We start from the raw sequence: 15791 nt of genomic DNA on the forward strand, positions 1-15791 counted from the left end.
TCCGTTCCTAGGAGTGGGCGCCGGCCAGGGCGCGTTCGCCGGTCCGGTCGCGGACCAGGCGGATGAGGTTTCCGTAGTCGGTGGCGTCGGTGAGGGGAGTGAACCCGCGGATGAGCAGCGTGCTCACGCCGAGGGAGACGTAGTCGAGCAGGGACTCGGCGACCTGCTCGTAGCTGCCGACCAGCGCGGTGGAGTTCCCGGCGGCGCCGGTCTCCTTGGCGATCGCGGTCCACAGCCTCTTGTCGTGCACCTCCGCCCGGTCGGCGAAGTCCAGCAGCCGCCGGCTGCCCTGTGCCGCGGAGCCGTCGATGTTGAGGACCTTCCTCAGCTCGCCGGCCCGTTCCTTGGTGAGGCGGAGGATCTCCTCCGCGCGCCGCCAGGCCTCGGTCTCGGTCGCGGCCGGGATGGGCCGCAGGCTGACGCTGAACCGCGGGTCGCGCCCGTGCGGGGCCGCGGCGGCCCGTACGCCGGCGATCCGCTCGGCGATGCCGGCCAGCGGCTCCCCCCAGAACGCGTACACGTCGGCGTGCCTGCCCCCGACCCGTACGGCGTCCGCGGACGCGCCGCCGAAGTAGACCGGGATCCGGCCGTCCGGGCGCACCGGGGTGAAACCGCCGCGTACCTGGTAGAACTCCCCGTCGTAGTCGAACGGCCGGGTGGACTCCCACTCCAGGCGCAGCACGTCGAGGAACTCGTCCGTACGCCGGTAGCGCGCCGGCTTGTCGCTGATGTCGCCGTCTCTGGCCTGGTCCGCGTCGTCGCCGCCGGTGATCACGTGCAGGGCGACCCGGCCGGCGTGGAAGGCGTCGAGGGTGGCGAACTTGCGCGCCGCCAGCGTGGGCGCCACGAAGCCGGGCCGGTGCGCCAGCAGCACGCCGAGCCGGTCGGTGCCGTTGAGTACCTGGTCGGCGACGATGAACCCGTCCGGGCTGGAGGAGGAGTGGGCGATCAGCACCCGGTCGAACCCCGCGTCCTCGTGCGCCCTCGCGAGCGCCCGCAGGTAGCCCGCGTCGACCGGCGGGCCCTCGGACACCTTCTCGATCTCGGTCTCCGTGTGCGCCTGGGTGGCGGCGATGCCGATGAACTCGATGCTCATGTCAGTGCTCCTGTCGTCTGTTCAACGTGGTCGGACCAGGTGCCGGCGTGGTGACAGGCCACGGTGCGGCCGTCTCCGGTCGCTTCGCGCCGCGGCTCGACGGCGCACTCGGCGGTGGCGAACGGGCACAGCGGGGCATACCGGCAGCCGTCGGCGTGGGGCCACGGCTCCCGGTCGCGGGCCGGGCGCAGGCTCGCCGCGGGCCGGCCCAGCGGACGTTCGCCGATGCTCGGGGCCGAGGCGACCAGCAGGGCGGTGTAGGGGTGGCGCGGGTCGCCGAACACCTCATCGACCGGACCCTGCTCCACCAGCCGGCCGCCGAACAGCACCGCGACCCGGTCCACCACCCCCGCCAGCGACGTCAGGTCGTGGGAGATCATGACGATCGCGACGCCGAGCTCACGGCGCAGCCGGTCCAGCAGCAGCAGGACCCGGTTGCGGCTGGAGGAGTCCAGGGCGCTGACCGGCTCGTCGCACAGCAGCAGCTTCGGGCGTACGGCGATGGCCCGCGCCAAGGCGACGCGCTGCCGTTGCCCGCCGGAGATCTGACCGGGCCGCCGGGCGCCGAGTGAGGGGTCGAGGCCGACACGGGTCAGCGCCTCGTCCACGCGTTCGGCCTGCTCGGCACGCGTGAGCCCACCGGCGATCGCCAATCCCTCGGCGACGATCGCCGCCACGGTCAGGTCCGGGTCGAGCGACCGCAGCGGATCCTGGAAGACCAGCTGGACCGCGCCCGTCCGGCGGAACCCGCGCAGCGGCCGCCCGCCCAGCGCCGTCACGTCCGTGCCGTCGAAGGTGATCCGTCCCGCGTCCGGTGAGACGAGGCCCACCACGGCGCGGACCAGCGTCGTCTTGCCCGATCCGGTCTCACCGACCACGCCGACGACCTCGCCGGGCCGTACGGTCAGGCTCACACCGGACAGGACGCGCGCCCGGCCGTAGGACACCCCGACGTCGTCGACGTCGAGCAGGGGTGCGGTCTCGCTCATGAGGGAGCCTCCTCCTCGACTCGTACGCACCGGGCGGCGCGCCCGCCGCCGGCCTGGCGCAGCGCCACCGGGCCGGCCGTGCACCGGTCACCGGCGTACGGGCACCGGTCGGCGAACCGGCAGCCGGGCGGCTGCGCGCCGACCGGCGGCGGCTGCCCGGGAAGCACCTCCACCGACCCGGGGGCGGCGAGCCGCAGCAACGCCTCGGTGTAGGGATGGGCCGGTGCCCGCAGCACCTGCTCGGTCGGGCCGGACTCCACGAGCTCGCCGGCGTAGAACACCAGGACCCGGTCGCAGGTCTCGGCCACCACGGCGAGGTCGTGGGTGACCAGCAGCAGCGACAGGCCGCGCTCGGCCCGCAACTGCGCGAGCAGGTCCAGCACCTCGGCCTGGACGACGACGTCCAGCGCGGTGGTGGCCTCGTCGGCGATCAGCAGGTCCGGCTCGCCGCCGATCGCGATCGCGATGAGGACCCGCTGCAGCATCCCGCCGGACAGCTCGTCGGGGTAGCGGTGGTAGACGTTCTCCGGGTCGCGCAGGCCGACCGAGTGGAGCAGCCCGGCCGCCCGCGTACGGGCCGTGGCTCTGGGCAGGCCCGCGGCGACCTGGAGCGACTCGGTGAGCTGGTGTCCGACCGTGATCGAGGGGTTGAGGTACGAGGCCGGGTCCTGGAAGACCGCACCGAGGGTCCGCCCGCGTACGGCGTCCCAGCCGCGGCGCGTCAGCCCGGTCAGCTCGACGCCGGCCAGGTCGATCGTCCCGGCGCTGACCTCACACCCCTTCGGCAGCACGCCCAGGATCGACCGGCAGGTCAGCGTCTTGCCGCTCCCGGACTCGCCGACCAGCCCCACCGCCTCGCCCCGGTGGACGGTGAACGAGACGTCGTGGACGGCCTCGGCGCCGCCACCGCCGACGGTGACGTGCAGGCCGCCGACGCGGAGCAGCGGCGTGAGGGGTGAGGCGATCGCGGCGGGCCGGGGTCCGGCGCGTGTCTCAGCGGACGGGGACGGTGGCATCGGGCACCTCCTGTACGGGGCCGGCCGTTCCGGCCGGGGCGGGCGAGGCGTCCAGGACGGGCAGGTCGGCGCTGTCGCTCACCGCGTCGGCGAGGGCGTTCAGCGCACCCACGGTGATCATGATGGTGAGGGCGGGGACGAGCGGGGCCCACGGCTGCTGGGCCAGGAAGCCGAGGTCGTCGGCGAGCATCCCGCCCCACGTCGGCGCGGGCGGCTGCACCCCGATCCCGAGGAAGCTCAGCGACTGCACCACGAGCAGGCACTCGGCGCTGGCCTGCGCCGCCGTGACCGCGATGGTCGGCAGGATCTTGCTCCACAGGTGGGTGCGCAGGATCCAGAGCCGGCCGCCGCCGAAGAGCTCGGCCGCCTCCACGTACTGGGCTCTCAGCAGGGTCAGCGACGCGGCCCGGCTCACCCGGAAGAAGATCGGGGAGTACAGCAGCCCGATCGCGAGCATCGACTGGGACAGGCCGTTGCCGAGCACGCCGACCACCGCGACCACGAACACGACGTACGGCAGGGTCTGGAGAGAGTCGACGAAGCGCAGCGACACCCATTCGTACCCGCGGCCCAGCCAGAGCGAGGCGACCCCGAGGACGACGCCGACGACCAGCGCCGAACCGACGGCCTCCAGCGTCGCGACGATGGATGAGGCCGTTCCGGCGACGAGCCGGCTGAGCACGTCACGGCCGAGCCCGTCGGTCCCGAGGAGGTGACCGGCGCTCGGGCCGGACAGGACATGTGCCGAGTCCTGGGCCAGCGGGTCGAGAGGGGCGAGCCGGTGCCCGAAGACCGCGGCCACCGCCACCACGATGAGCACGCCTGCCGCGAGGCGGGCCGACGGCAGCCGCAGAGCGCGGCGCAGAGTACGCACGGCTACCTCCTCGCCTGCGGGGTGAACCGGGCGAGCAGCGCGCCGAGCACCAGGTTGCAGACCAGCACGGAGGCGACGGTCATCAGCAGCGTCCCCTGGATCACCGGGACGTCGTGCCGCTCCGACGACTGAAGCGTCAGCAGCGCGACCCCCGGCAGGTTGAAGATCCGTTCGGTCGGCACCGACCCGCTGATCAGCATGGGGACCCCCACCGTGAGGAGTCCCAGCGTCGGTCCCACGGCGTTGCGCAGCGCGTGCCGCAGCAGCACCCGCCGGTGCGAGAGGCCGCGCACGGTCGCCCCCACGACGTAGTTCTCGCGCAACGTGCCGACCAGGGAGGTACGGAGCTGCCGGGCGATGCCGGCGGCCAGGGTCAGGCTCAGCGCGAAGGACGGCATGAGCAGGCAGCGCAGCCACTGGACCGGGTCGGTCGTGAAACTGACGTACCCGCCGGCCGGCAGGACCTTCAGCGTCGCGGAGAACAGGACGATCAAGACGATGCCGATGACGAAACCGGGGATGGTGCCCAGCACCGAGCAGGCCGCCGTGACGGAGCGGTCGATCCGGCCGCCGCCGTTCAGCGCCGCGGCGATGCCGGCCGTACCCCCGATCAGCACCGCGAACAGGGCGGCCAGCCCGGTGATGCCCAGGTCCACCGGCAGCGCCTGCCGGATGCTGGCGGCGACCGGGATGGAGGTGAAGTACGACGTGCCGAGATCGCCGGTGAAGGCGTGGCCCAGCCAGGTCGCGTACTGCACCAGCAGCGGCCGGTCCAGCCCGAACTGGTGGTTCATCCGGACGATGTCCGCCGGGGTCGCGGTCTCACCGAGCACGGCCGCGGCGGGGTTGCTCTCGGACAGCGAGCCGAGCGCGTACGTGCCGAACGAGGTGATCAGGAAGACGGTGGCCGTGGCGGCCGCCATCCGCAGCACCGTACGGGCCCAGCCGGCGAGCCGCAGGGCGGGGCGGGCTGCGGCCGGCCTCGGCACGGCGATCACGGCGCTCATCGGGCGTTCCGATCGGGGGCGTTCACGCGACCGTGACCCCCTCGAACCGCTGGACGACGGTGTCGTTCGGCAGCACCGACACCGACTTGGTGTGGGCCAGGATCCGCGGCGTCGTGAAGAGGAACACGTTGGGCATCGTGTGCACGGCGGCGCTGGTCGCGGCCCTGACCACCTGCGGATAGCCCGGGTCGTCCAGCGGGGTCCGCACGACCTTCTGAACGGCGGCGGTCAGCTCCGGCGTCGTGGTGCGGCCCGGGTTCAGCAGGCCCTCCGTGCCGAACAGCACCTGGAACGCCTGCGCGGTCGAGTCGCGGCCGGCGAACTGGTCCACGGCCAGCGCCCTGGAGTGCTGGATGTAGATGATCTGGGTGGACTGCGCCTCGGGGATCGTCTCGATGGTCGCCTTGAACCCGACCGCCTGGAGCTGGGCCTGGAGCTGCTGCGGGAGGTTCCCGGGGTCCGACGCGGTGATCGTGACCGGTGCTCCCGTGCCGTACCTGGAGCCGGCCAGCAGCGCGCGGGCCTTGGCGGGGTTGTAGGCGTAGACGCCCTCCAGTGCGGGGTCGTATCCCACGTAGCCCTTCGGGAAGGGCTGGTAGGAGACCTCGCCGATGCCGAACTGCTGGGTCTTCAGCAGCGCCGCGCGGTCCACGGCGAACTTCAGCGCCAGCACCACGTCGGGATCGTCGAACGGCGCCTTGGTGATGTTGATGTCCAGCACGGCGACCACCAGCGACGGGATCACCTGGACCTGGAGCCCGGCGGACTTCGCCGCGGCGACCTGGCTGCCCGGGATCTGGGCGACGTTGTAGCGCCCGGACTGCAGACCGGCGATCACGGTGGCGGCGTCCGGCAGCGGGAAGAGCTGGAAGTTCTCGACCTTGATCTCGGCGGCGTCCCAGTAGCCCGGGTTCCGCTTGAGGGTCGCCTGTGAGTTCTCGACGTAGGAGGTCAGCGTGTACGGCCCGGCGCCGGCCGGTTTGGTGGCCAGTCCCGCGGCGTTGCGCTCGAACGCCGCCGGGTTGACCACCATCCCGGTCTTTCCGGCGAACAGGCTGGGGATCTGGTAGTTCGGCGCGGTCAGGTCGAGGACCACGGTCGTGGCGTCCGGGGCGCTGACGGTCTTGATGTCGGCGAGCTGCGCGGCGATCAGCGACTTGGGGTGGTCACGTCCGCGCTCGATGCTCTTCTTCACCGCGGTCGCGTCCAGCGCCGTGCCGTCGCTGAACTTCAGGCCGGACCGCAGCTTGAAGGTGATCCGCCTGCCCTTCTCGGTGTACTTCCAGGACTCCGCGAGGGCCGGCACCGCGACGCCCTGCGCGTTCTGCTTGGTGAGCCCGGCGTACACGAGCGAGAGAGAGTGGACGTCCCAGCCGGCCGAGGAGGTCACCGGATCCCACGACGTGGGCAGGTCCCAGCCCCATTTGAGGGTGTCGGCCATGCCCCCGCCGGCGCCGGCCGTGCCGCCGGAGCCGCAGGCGGCGAGCAGGAGGGACGAGCCGGCGGCGAGGCCGAGTCCCAAGAAGGAACGCCTGCTGGGGTCGGGCGAGAGGTCTGTGTGCATGACGGGTCGAGTCCACCTTTCGGAGGAGGTCGGGGTCACCGGAGGCGTGGCAGATCGCGGCAGGCTGAGAGGCGGCGATGTCGGGCATGGGCGATCCCCGGGAACGGAACACGGCCCGGTGGGGGATCGCGGATCAGGAGACGGTGAAGGACCCGGCGTGAGGGACGCCGTGGCCGGCGGGGCTCAGAGGCCGGCGCCTACCAACAGAGGGCGCTGGAGGTACGGCGGTAGTCGACGAAGCGGCAGATCGCGCCTGGATGCGTCGAAGTCATGCCCTTATCCTCACCGCGGGACCGAATCCTGTCAATAGCTACCTAAATATGTCTTTTAGGTGGCGTGCCCGTCTGAGGTGCGGTTCAGCCGCGCGATACGGGGTGGGTGGCGGCCTCGGACGGGTGCAGGAAGACCGGCCCGTTGGCGCTGTCGACCCGGACGGCGCCCGGGGGAGGGTCGGCCGATCCGGCCAGCAGGACGAGGTCCGGTCCCGTGAGGCTGCGGTGGCGTTCCAGCAACTCGGCGGGAGTGCACCGTGGGGCCGTGACGCGCAGGCCGGGCGCCACGCGTACGGCGGCGTCGACGTACTCGCCGAGGTCCCGCCAGCCCGGCACGATCGCGTGCCCGCCGGGCCCGGTGAACACCAGGGTGGGCAGCGCGAACCGGGACCGCTCGCCGACCTGCTTCGCCCGGCCCGGATGCGGTCCCGGCCCCTCGATCGTGAAGACCTCGGGGAACGGGTCACGGGTCTCGGCCCAGTCGCGGCGGACCGCGGACCGGATGCCCTCGGAGGCCAGGTCGCGGGCGAGCCGATCGCGGTCCAGCCCGGGCACGCCGGCCACCGCCTCCAGCGCGGTCTCGGGCCGGTCGGCGGGCGTGCCGAGCAGGAACATGCTCTCCCGGAGCCGGCGCAGGACCAGGGCGGCCACCTCGCGGCCCTGCGCCTCGGCCGCCTTGGCCGCGAGCGAGGACGGCCAGCTGCTCCGCGCCACCCACCGCAGCCGCGGCGCGTACGGCGCGTCGGTGTGCGCGGCGATGTCGGTGACGTACCGGTGGTACCAGGCGGCCTCGGCGTCCGGGTCCGGCGCCGGGTCGTCGTCATCGTCGAACAGGATCCCGTAGACCCGGCGCCACTCGGCCCGGCCGTCCAGCGCGGTCCGCAGCCACCGGAACTTGGGTTCCGAGCCCCAGGCCCACGGGCAGGCAGGATCGGTGAACTCGACCACGCTCAGCCCGGCACCGGTCATGACCGGTCGACCGGCGCCCACAGACTGGGCAGGTTCACCACGACACCCTCCTGGCTGGTGCGCGAGATCACCACGACCGCCTCGGTCTCGCCGGGGTTCTCCTCGCGGTGCGGGGCGTACGGCGGCACGAAGATGAAGTCGCCCGGCTCGGTCTCCAGCCGTACCTCGGTCTCGCCGTCGGCGAAGACGAACACCGGGTTGCCGGACACGACATAGATCGAGGTCTCGGTCTCACCGTGATGGTGGTCGCCGGAGTTGGTGGCCGGTGCCACCAGGGTCTTGCCCGTCCAGAGCTTCGCCGCGCCCACGGTCTTGCCGGAGATGGCCTCCAGCCGGGTCATGCCGGAGGTCTGGCCGGTCTCGCCGGTCAGGTCCTTGGCGCGGATGTGGCGCAGCTCGCCATGCCAGTGATCCGGCTGGTCTGCCTGGTCTCTCAACAGGGGGCTCCCATCGTTCCGTCACGTGCTGAGGGCCGCGTCGCGCAACAGCGACACGGCCGGCTCGGGGGGCTCGTCCGCCAGCAGGTCGGCCAGGCTCACGCCGGCCAGGATGTCCTCGTACCGCCTCTGCAGCCCGGTCCAGAATTCCGAGAGCCGGGCGGCCGGTCCCGGGTAGCGCTGATCGCCGGGGCTCTCTCCGTGCACCGTCATCAGCTGGCCGTCGACCGCGGCGACGATGGCCGCCAGGGAGATCGACGCCGCGTCGCGGCTCAGCCAGTAACCGCCCTCGCACCCGCGCTGGCTGCGTACGAGCTCGGCTCGCCGCAGGTCGCGGAAGACCGCCTTGAGGAAACGGTGGGGGATCTCCTGGGACTGCGCGATGCCTTCACAGGTGAGCGGGCGGCTGGTGTCGACGGCGAGTTCGAGGAGAGCCCGGATCGCGTAGTCCGCTCGTGCCGAGATTCGCATGGCGACCTTCCCCTGAGGCGACCTGTGAGGCGACCTGCCCCCTTGACCTGTCGGAGCCCGCTCACGCTACCAAATTAGCTCCTTCTTGGTGTCTTTTGTGGACGGCTACTGCGCGGGGCCGACCGAGCGGCGGGCGACGAGGGCGGCGTTGATGCGGGGCAGGTCCGCGGGCCGGGCCGGGGACAGGCCGATCAGCTGCGTGATGCGGCGGATGCGGTAGTCCACCGTGTTGGGGTGGACGTGCAGCGCGGTCGCGGTGCGCCGCCGGTCGAGGTCCTGGCGCAGGTACGTCTCCAGCGTCTGCAGGAGCTCCGGCTTGGGCTCCAGGGGCCGCAGCAGGCACGCGAGGGCGGTCAGCGCCTCGCCCGGCCGGCTGAGCTGGTAGTCGAGCAGGACGTCGGCGAGCCGGTAGAGGCCCGGCGCCCGGCCCGTACGCGCCACGAGGTCGACGATCTCGGTGTTCTGCGCGACCGCGTCCGGTACGCCCGCGGGCTCGGCGACGGCCGCGGCGGCGGTGACGGGCACGTCGGCCGACCGGGCCGTACGGGTGATGAGCTCACGCAGGTCGTCCCAGGCCGGCGGGGAGTCGGCGGGCAACAGGGCGGTGCCGCCGAAGGCGTCGAGCGCGGTCAGCGCCGGTTCGCCGGCGAACCGGTCGAAGGTCGACTGCACCCGGCGGATCTTTCGCCGGGCGGCGACCCTGGCGCGCGGGCCGGGGCGGCCCTCGTCCGGATGCCGGTCCAGCGTCAGCGTCATGACCACGTAGAGCGGCGCCGGCCGCGTTCCGGCCGGATAGGCGGGGTGGTCCGGCGGGTCGCCCGCCAGCAGGGCCGTCATCAGCGAGTGCCGGTCGTGGTGCTGCTGGACGTCCAGGACCTCGCGCGTCTCCAGGTACGCGGCGGTGACCTCGGAGATCAGCCGCCGCTGGAAGGACATGAGATGGGCCAGGGCCGCCTGCAGATCCGCCAGGTCGGCCGGCCGCGCCCCCTCGGTGATCTCGTTCCAGCTCAGCTCGGTGCCGAGGTGGTAGGCGCTGAGAATCGCGTCGAGCGGCACGCCCTCCTCGGCGCGCTGTGCCGCCGACTCGCGCTGGAAGGCGAACCGGTGGTCGTCGGCGTGGCCGTGCTGCTCGATGACGTCGGCGAACAGCCGCAGGTTGTGCTGGACGATGTCGGCGATGTCGCCGGCGACCTCCTCATGGGGGAGCTCGGCGTAGACGGGGAGTTCGGTGCGGAGCCGGTCGACGACTCGCCGCGTCAGTGACGGAACCCGTGCCCGGAGGTAACCGGCCACGGGCCGGCCGGCGATTGTCAGCGGCGGCGCGGCTCCCTCGTTGTGATCTGTCACAAAGGCTCCCGCGGAAGTCTGCCTTGTTCACCAGTTAAAGGATGCCCCGCGAGTCTGCATCATGAGCGCAAAGCAATCCATGACAGCCGGGAGCCGCCATGTCCTCGCCCTCCGCCCACGGCGTCCGTCGCTTTCTCACCGGTGCTCTCGGCGCCGCCGCCGTGGTGGCGGTGAGCATCGGCGTCGCCGCCCCGCCCGCCTCCGCCGCCGGCGCGAAATACGTCGCGCTCGGCGACTCGATGGCCTCCGGGCCGCTCATCCCCGACATCACGGGGAACGTCGGCTGCGGACGTTCCACGCACAATTACGCGCACGAGCTGGCCGCGACACTGGGCGCCGCCTCGCTGCGCGACGTGACCTGCAGCGGAGCCGAGACCTCCCACATGACCGCGCCGCAGCCCCTCAGCGTGGCCGGCGTGTCCACGGGCACCGCGCCGCCGCAGTTCGACGCTCTGAGCGCCGACACGACCCTGGTGACGCTGACGATCGGCGGGAACGACGCCGGGCTCGTCGGCATCGCCGAGGACTGCGTCAACCTCGACCCGACCGCGACCCCCTGCAAGAAGCGCTACACCGCGGGCGGCGTGGACCAGGTCGCCCAGCGCGTCGACGCGGTCGGCCCCCGGCTCGCCGCCGTCCTGGACGGCATCCACGCACGCTCCCCGCAGGCGCGCGTCGTGGTGACCGGGTACGGCCTGTACATCAAGCCGCACGGCTGCTGGCCGGTCCAGCCCGTGCTCCCGGTCGACGCGGACTACCTGCAGGGCAACGTCCACCGGTTGAACAACGTGGTCGCCGCCCAGGCCGCGGCCCACAACGCGACCTACGTCGACGTGGAGGCCCCGAGCGTCGGCCACGACTCCTGCCAGTCGGCCTCGGCGCGATGGGTCGAGGGATACGTGCCGCTGAACCCGGCCGCGCCCCTGCACCCGAACCAGCGCGGCGAGGCGGCCTACGCCCGCATCATCGCCGGCCACCTCGCCTGAGCCGCCTGGCCTCTGGGCGCCGAGACGCAGGCGCCCGGGGCCGTGGCCGGAGACGGACGCCGCGCAAAGCGCTGCCTGGGGACCGGCGGGGCGATACTTGGTCGATCAGCGGAACCGGAGACTCTTGGGGTCGATCGTGGACTGGCTGACGGCACGGGTGACACGGTGATCGGGATGGCGTCCGTCCAGTCCTACCAGCCCGGCTCCTACCGTGAGGAGCACGTACGCGCCTTCGAGTGGACCGCCCGGTCCGTGGGCATCGCCCTCGGCAGCGCCCGTGACGAGATGGACGAAGCCCCGCCCGCGCGCCTCACCGTGCGCGAGCGGGAGATCGCAGGTTTGATCGCCGAGGGGCTGAGCAACGGAGAGATCGCGCATCGGCTTCACATCAGCGAGCGGGCTGTGAAGACTCATGTCACGCGGATACTGGCGAAGCTCGGCATCGTCCAGCGCGCGGCCGTGGCCGTCAAGCTCCGTCCCCCGCGCTGAACCGGTATGGCTACCCGCCGCGGACCTTGTTCGCGGCGTCGGTGGCGGTCAGCTTCCCGCTCGCAGCCAACGGCGTGACCAACTGGAGCAGCGAGCGTTCCGACCTGGGTGTGGACCGCGATGACGTAGGCGACGCCACGCTTCGGCTCGGCGTCGTCCAGCTTGACCGTGCTCGTGTGGCCGTCGTGGGCGATCGCGGCACCCGTGGGGCCGGCGGGCAGGTCGATCGCCACCGGCACCGACGCGGCGGTACCGACCTGGGTCTGGACGGTCACGGTGTGGTGGGTCGTCTCTCCCCGGGCGTCACGGGGTCCACATCTCACGCAACCTCGAGACCTGGCCCCTGGTGACGATGACGGTGAAGGGCCGGTGCGCGGCGTCCTCCGGGGAGGCCTTGACCAGCCTGGCGAGCCGATCGAGGGAGACGGTCACGTTCTCGGTGGAGGAGATGATCCCCGCGAGGATGTTGCACGTGATCCGTGAGCCGGTCGCGACCTGCAGTTCGACGGTCTTCTTGTCCCGGTTGCGGATGTAGTAGTCGTCGTCGAAATACTCGCCGTCCTCGCGCGCGGCACTCTGGCCCGCCTCTCCGGTGAGGTATTGGATCGGGTCGATGGTGACGACGCGGGCGGTGGCGTCGACGCTCTTGACGTACGCGTAGTGCGACCCGTCCGCGAGCGGTGCCGGGGTCGGGGTCGGCACCTTGACCGGGACGGCCTCGCGCGGGTTCGGGATGACCAGTCGTTTCAACGTCGCGGCGAGTTCGGCCGGGGTCCGGGCGAAGTCCGGGGCCGGGGCCTTGGCGGCCGACGCGAGCTGCGTCAGGTCGCCCTGCTCGCCCGCGGGCGTCAGATAGCCGACGAACCGGAAGTCGAGCCTGAGCCCGGCCGCGTCCACCTTCGCCTGTACCGCCCTCTTCATCGCGGTCTGGTCGCGTGTGCAGGCGTCGGCGCCGCGGCCGGTGACGACGATGATGCGGTTGCTCCTCCTGCCGCGGTACGGATAGCGGCCGGCGAAGTCGTGGATCGCGGCGAGGACGCCGCTCTCCAGAGTGGCCACGCCGGTGGGCGTGAGGCGGTGCGCGGAGGCGCTGACGCGGGCGGCGTGGCCGGTGCCCGTGCCGACGACCTGGGCGGTGTTGCGCGGGTCGCCGCACCGCCCGCCGAACCGGCGCAGGGACAGCGCGTCGCCGTCGCCGGTGTTCCGCACGGCCGCGCCCACGGCGTCGGCGACGGCGCCGGGGGACTCGGTGGCGGAGGCGTCGACGAGGAAGGCGATGCGGTAGTCCGGGACCGACTGCACCATCACGGTGACGACCGCGCCGATCGCGACCATCAGCACCGACGCCAGGGCGAGGATCCAGCGGCGCCGGTGCGTACGGGGACGCGCGACGGGCGCGGTCACGACGGGAAGGTCGCGCGGAGCCGGGCCAGCGCCTGGTTCATCGCGTTGACCTCGGTGTTGTAGCCCGTGGCGACCTGGCGGAAGGCCGTGAGCCTGGGGTCTTCGGGCGCGCCGGAACGCGCTGCGTCGAGCAGGTCACCGGCCGCGGCGACCACACGCCGCTGCCGGGAGCGTAAGCGCGCCGCCCTGGCGTGGATGTCCCGCTCCGCCGGGGTCTTCGTCCGCCCCTGGAGATCCTCGAAGGCCGTGTCGGTGTCGTCGATCGCGCCTCGCGCGCGGCCGAGGTCGCGGCTCGCGATGTCGAGACGGTCGTCCTCGATCGCCTTCACGGCGCTGTTCACCAGGTCCACGGCCGGGTTGAGGATGTCGACGATCTTCTTGGCGTTCCGCAGGACCGGCTCGACGTTGGCGAACCAGTTGAGGGTGGCGCTGAGCTTGGCGGGCGAGTCGGCGTACGCGGGCTCGGGCGCCTTCGCGCCGGTGGCGATGCGCTGCAAGGTGTCGCGCTGGTTATCGGGCACCTGGTAGCCGACCAGCCGGAACTCGATCCCGAGGTGGGCGGAGCCGATGCGCTCGCGTATCTCGTTCTCGACATAAGAGGCGTCGGAGTCACAGGCGTCGGTGCCGTGCCGCGTCACGACGATGATGCGGTTGACCTGCCGGGCGCCGAGCGAGAAGGGTTTGGAGAAGTCCTGGGCGGCCTCGACGATGCCCCGTACGAGCGTGGCCTGCCCGCCGACCCTGATCCGGCCGGTCGCCTTGGTGATCTTGGTCGCGTTTCCCGTGCCGAAGCCGACGAGCTGGGTGGTGTTGCCGTCGGTTCCGCACTCGCCGCCGAAGCTGCGCAGCGCCAGGGCGTCGTGGCTCCCGGCGTTCGCGACCACCGACTTCAGGGAGTCGGCGATCGCCGCCGGGCCGTCCACCCCGGCGCCCGCGGTGGTGTCGACGAGGAACTGCGTCTTGTAGATCGGCTTGAGCTGCGGCACCACCCACTTGACGACGATCCAGCCGCCCTCGGTGAGCAGCGCCGCGGTGGTGAGCACCACCACCGCCACCTGGATCGCCCGGGGGATCTTGAGGATGGTGTTGGTGATCGTGTTGACCGCGCCGTCCCCGGTCGAGACGATGCCGCGGTTGTCGCCGCCCACCGCCGCCGACCGGTCGCCGGTCGCGGACACCTGCGCGGGCTCACGCCGGGCCGCCCGCCGGTCGGCGAACAGGCCGTACACCGCGATGCCCAGCCCGGCGATCGCGACGAAGAGCCCCACCACGCTCGCGAGCTTGTCCGCCGCGTCCAGGCCCACCAGCCACAGGTAACCGCCCAATACGGCGACGGCCACCAGCGCCAGGGCCAGTGCGGCCAATGTCCGTACGCGCCCCCTCATGCGGCCACATTATCCACACGTGCCGAAAACGCACGGTAATCGAAATTATACCGTGATTAACGTGGCCGGAATTGGACACCCGGGGTCTGGGTATTGGTGGCGTTGTCCCCGGTGGAGATGATCCCGGAATTGTCGCCGCCGACGGCGGCCGAGCGTTCCCCCGAGGCCGTCGCGGCGGTGGGCTCGTCGCGTCGCAGCTCCCGTACCAGGCGTTCGAGCCGGTCGGCGAAGCGCGCGTCGCTCTCGGCGGCCTCGGCGATCGAGTCGGCCAGGCGCCGCAGCGTACGCTCGGTCACCCCGCCCGCCTGGGCCTGCCGGACCATGACCGCGAGCGCCGGGTCGGGCCCCAGCCGTACGCTGACCAATTCGTACAGGGCATCGGTCGACGTCCGATCTGCCCCAAAAGTCGGTTTATGTGCCAGATATTTGACCGCGTCGCGCGCGAGCGTCTCCATTCGGGCCTCCGTTCCGATAACCCCCAACCTAGTCCCCGCGGCCGGCCGCCGTTTTCGGCCATCGCGAGAACGCGGGAAAAGGGGTGCGTCAAAGGCCTGGTGGGGACGGCTCGCCGGGATTCTGGATCAGGCTCCGCATTCCGGCGATCATGATGCGGACGCCGAAGCGGAAGGACACGTCCTGGTCGTCGGGCGCGGTGCGTTCGGCCATGGCGCGGGAGACGATCGAGGGTGGGACGCCCGATCGAGATCACCGGCCGGCCCGCCTGGATGACGCGCTTCACCGACAACACCCGCCTGGCCGGCGACTACCGCGAGGGCCGGGTGCTGCTGGCCGGCGACGCGGCCCACGTCCATTCGCCGTTCGGCGGACAGGGCCTCAACCTCGGCCTCCAGGACGCCGCCAACCTCGGCTGGAAACTCGCCGCCACCCTGGCGGGCCGGGCGCCCGGGGGCCTCATCGACACCTACGCGGCCGAACGCCGCCCGGTCGCCGCCCGCGTGCTGCACAACACCCGGGCCCAGATCGCCCTCATGAACCCGGTTCCCGAGCGGACCCCGCTGTACGAGCTGTTCGCCGAGCTCATGGACCTGGACCAGGTCAACCGCTTCCTGGCCGAGATGATCTCGGGCGTGGGCGTCCACTACGGAGCCGGGCGCACACTGACCGGCCACTTCGTACCCGACCTCACCCTCGAAGGCCCGGGGAGGGTACGCGACCTGTTCGCCGCGGGCCGGCCCGTCCTCCTCGACCTCACCGACGATCCGGCCGTACGTAAGACGGCCGCGGGCTGGGCGGGCCGCCTCGACGTCGTCACCGGGAGCCCGGCCGGGACCCCCGGACCCCTCCTGGTCCGGCCCGACGGCTATGTCGCGTGGGCGGGCGAACGGAATCTGGAGGAGGCACTGACGGAGTGGTTCGGCCCGCCGTACGGCGGTGCAGGTAAATGACGGTTTTGCCCGAAACGCTTGCCGAGGCCCCGTCGCTGGGCCATCCTCTGACTGGCCGATTGACTGACAGATCGGAAGG

The 15791-nt window shown here is 72.2% G+C and carries 17 protein-coding genes; 3 read left to right on the forward strand and 14 right to left on the reverse strand.

Going from position 1 to position 15791, the window contains the following annotated elements; translation table 11 throughout:
* Positions 1–7: 7 nt before the first annotated feature.
* From QWU11_RS27630 to QWU11_RS27675, 10 genes are all read right to left on the reverse strand, one after another.
* Positions 8–1096 (reverse strand): LLM class flavin-dependent oxidoreductase, encoded by a 1089-nt coding sequence (locus QWU11_RS27630; RefSeq protein WP_290117352.1) that lies wholly within the window; start codon positions 1094–1096, stop codon positions 8–10.
* The gene (locus QWU11_RS27635) at positions 1093–2085 is read right to left on the reverse strand and encodes an ABC transporter ATP-binding protein (protein ID WP_290117353.1); all 993 of its coding nucleotides are present in this window, start codon (positions 2083–2085) and stop codon (positions 1093–1095) included. The genes QWU11_RS27630 and QWU11_RS27635 overlap by 4 nt, the downstream gene beginning before the upstream one ends.
* A complete protein-coding gene (locus QWU11_RS27640; RefSeq protein WP_290117354.1) occupies positions 2082–3101 on the reverse strand; it encodes an ABC transporter ATP-binding protein in 1020 nt (339 codons plus the stop codon). Before QWU11_RS27640 ends, QWU11_RS27635 begins: the two co-directional genes overlap by 4 nt.
* Positions 3079–3975, reverse strand: a complete 897-nt coding sequence (locus QWU11_RS27645) for an ABC transporter permease (RefSeq protein ID WP_290117355.1) — start codon at positions 3973–3975, stop codon at positions 3079–3081. The genes QWU11_RS27640 and QWU11_RS27645 overlap by 23 nt, the downstream gene beginning before the upstream one ends.
* A 2-nt stretch (positions 3976–3977) precedes the next feature.
* Complete coding sequence (locus QWU11_RS27650) at positions 3978–4982, reverse strand: ABC transporter permease (RefSeq protein ID WP_290117356.1); 1005 nt, start codon at positions 4980–4982, stop codon at positions 3978–3980.
* Between the two features lie 22 nt (positions 4983–5004).
* Complete coding sequence (locus tag QWU11_RS27655) at positions 5005–6546, reverse strand: ABC transporter substrate-binding protein (RefSeq protein WP_290117357.1); 1542 nt, start codon at positions 6544–6546, stop codon at positions 5005–5007.
* Positions 6547–6902: 356 nt separating this feature from the next.
* The gene (locus tag QWU11_RS27660) at positions 6903–7787 is read right to left on the reverse strand and encodes a DsbA family protein (RefSeq protein WP_290117358.1); all 885 of its coding nucleotides are present in this window, start codon (positions 7785–7787) and stop codon (positions 6903–6905) included.
* Positions 7784–8224 (reverse strand): cupin domain-containing protein, encoded by a 441-nt coding sequence (locus QWU11_RS27665; RefSeq protein ID WP_290117359.1) that lies wholly within the window; start codon positions 8222–8224, stop codon positions 7784–7786. The genes QWU11_RS27660 and QWU11_RS27665 overlap by 4 nt, the downstream gene beginning before the upstream one ends.
* A 21-nt stretch (positions 8225–8245) precedes the next feature.
* Positions 8246–8695 carry an Rrf2 family transcriptional regulator gene (locus tag QWU11_RS27670; protein ID WP_290117360.1) on the reverse strand — a complete coding sequence of 150 codons (450 nt, stop codon included), beginning with the start codon at positions 8693–8695 and terminating at the stop codon, positions 8246–8248.
* A 105-nt stretch (positions 8696–8800) separates the two neighbouring features.
* The gene (locus tag QWU11_RS27675; protein WP_290117361.1) at positions 8801–10042 is read right to left on the reverse strand and encodes a helix-turn-helix domain-containing protein; all 1242 of its coding nucleotides are present in this window, start codon (positions 10040–10042) and stop codon (positions 8801–8803) included.
* 98 nt (positions 10043–10140) lie between these two features.
* On the opposite strand from QWU11_RS27675, the gene QWU11_RS27680 reads away from it, so the two are divergent.
* Both QWU11_RS27680 and QWU11_RS27685 read left to right on the forward strand, forming a co-directional pair.
* Positions 10141–11028: an SGNH/GDSL hydrolase family protein gene (locus QWU11_RS27680; RefSeq protein ID WP_290117362.1), complete on the forward strand. Its 888-nt coding sequence runs from the start codon at positions 10141–10143 to the stop codon at positions 11026–11028.
* Between the two features lie 174 nt (positions 11029–11202).
* Positions 11203–11517 (forward strand): LuxR family transcriptional regulator, encoded by a 315-nt coding sequence (locus tag QWU11_RS27685; protein WP_290117363.1) that lies wholly within the window; start codon positions 11203–11205, stop codon positions 11515–11517.
* Between the two features lie 303 nt (positions 11518–11820).
* Here QWU11_RS27685 and QWU11_RS27690 read toward each other — a convergent pair whose 3' ends face one another.
* From QWU11_RS27690 to QWU11_RS27705, 4 genes are all read right to left on the reverse strand, one after another.
* Positions 11821–12921 carry a hypothetical protein gene (locus tag QWU11_RS27690; protein WP_290117364.1) on the reverse strand — a complete coding sequence of 367 codons (1101 nt, stop codon included), beginning with the start codon at positions 12919–12921 and terminating at the stop codon, positions 11821–11823.
* A complete protein-coding gene (locus tag QWU11_RS27695; RefSeq protein ID WP_290117365.1) occupies positions 12918–14306 on the reverse strand; it encodes a hypothetical protein in 1389 nt (462 codons plus the stop codon). Before QWU11_RS27695 ends, QWU11_RS27690 begins: the two co-directional genes overlap by 4 nt.
* A 56-nt stretch (positions 14307–14362) precedes the next feature.
* Positions 14363–14761 (reverse strand): hypothetical protein, encoded by a 399-nt coding sequence (locus QWU11_RS27700; RefSeq protein ID WP_290117366.1) that lies wholly within the window; start codon positions 14759–14761, stop codon positions 14363–14365.
* A gap of 88 nt (positions 14762–14849) precedes the next feature.
* Positions 14850–14972 carry a hypothetical protein gene (locus QWU11_RS27705; RefSeq protein ID WP_290117367.1) on the reverse strand — a complete coding sequence of 41 codons (123 nt, stop codon included), beginning with the start codon at positions 14970–14972 and terminating at the stop codon, positions 14850–14852.
* Between the two features lie 20 nt (positions 14973–14992).
* Here QWU11_RS27705 and QWU11_RS27710 point away from each other — a divergent pair, with 20 nt between their 5' ends.
* A complete protein-coding gene (locus QWU11_RS27710; protein ID WP_290117368.1) occupies positions 14993–15712 on the forward strand; it encodes an FAD-dependent monooxygenase in 720 nt (239 codons plus the stop codon).
* Positions 15713–15791 lie beyond the last annotated feature (79 nt).

It is taken from the genome of Actinomadura sp. DC4 (genome assembly GCF_030406325.1).
In the GTDB taxonomy this organism is placed as follows: Bacteria; Actinomycetota; Actinomycetes; order Streptosporangiales; family Streptosporangiaceae; genus Actinoallomurus.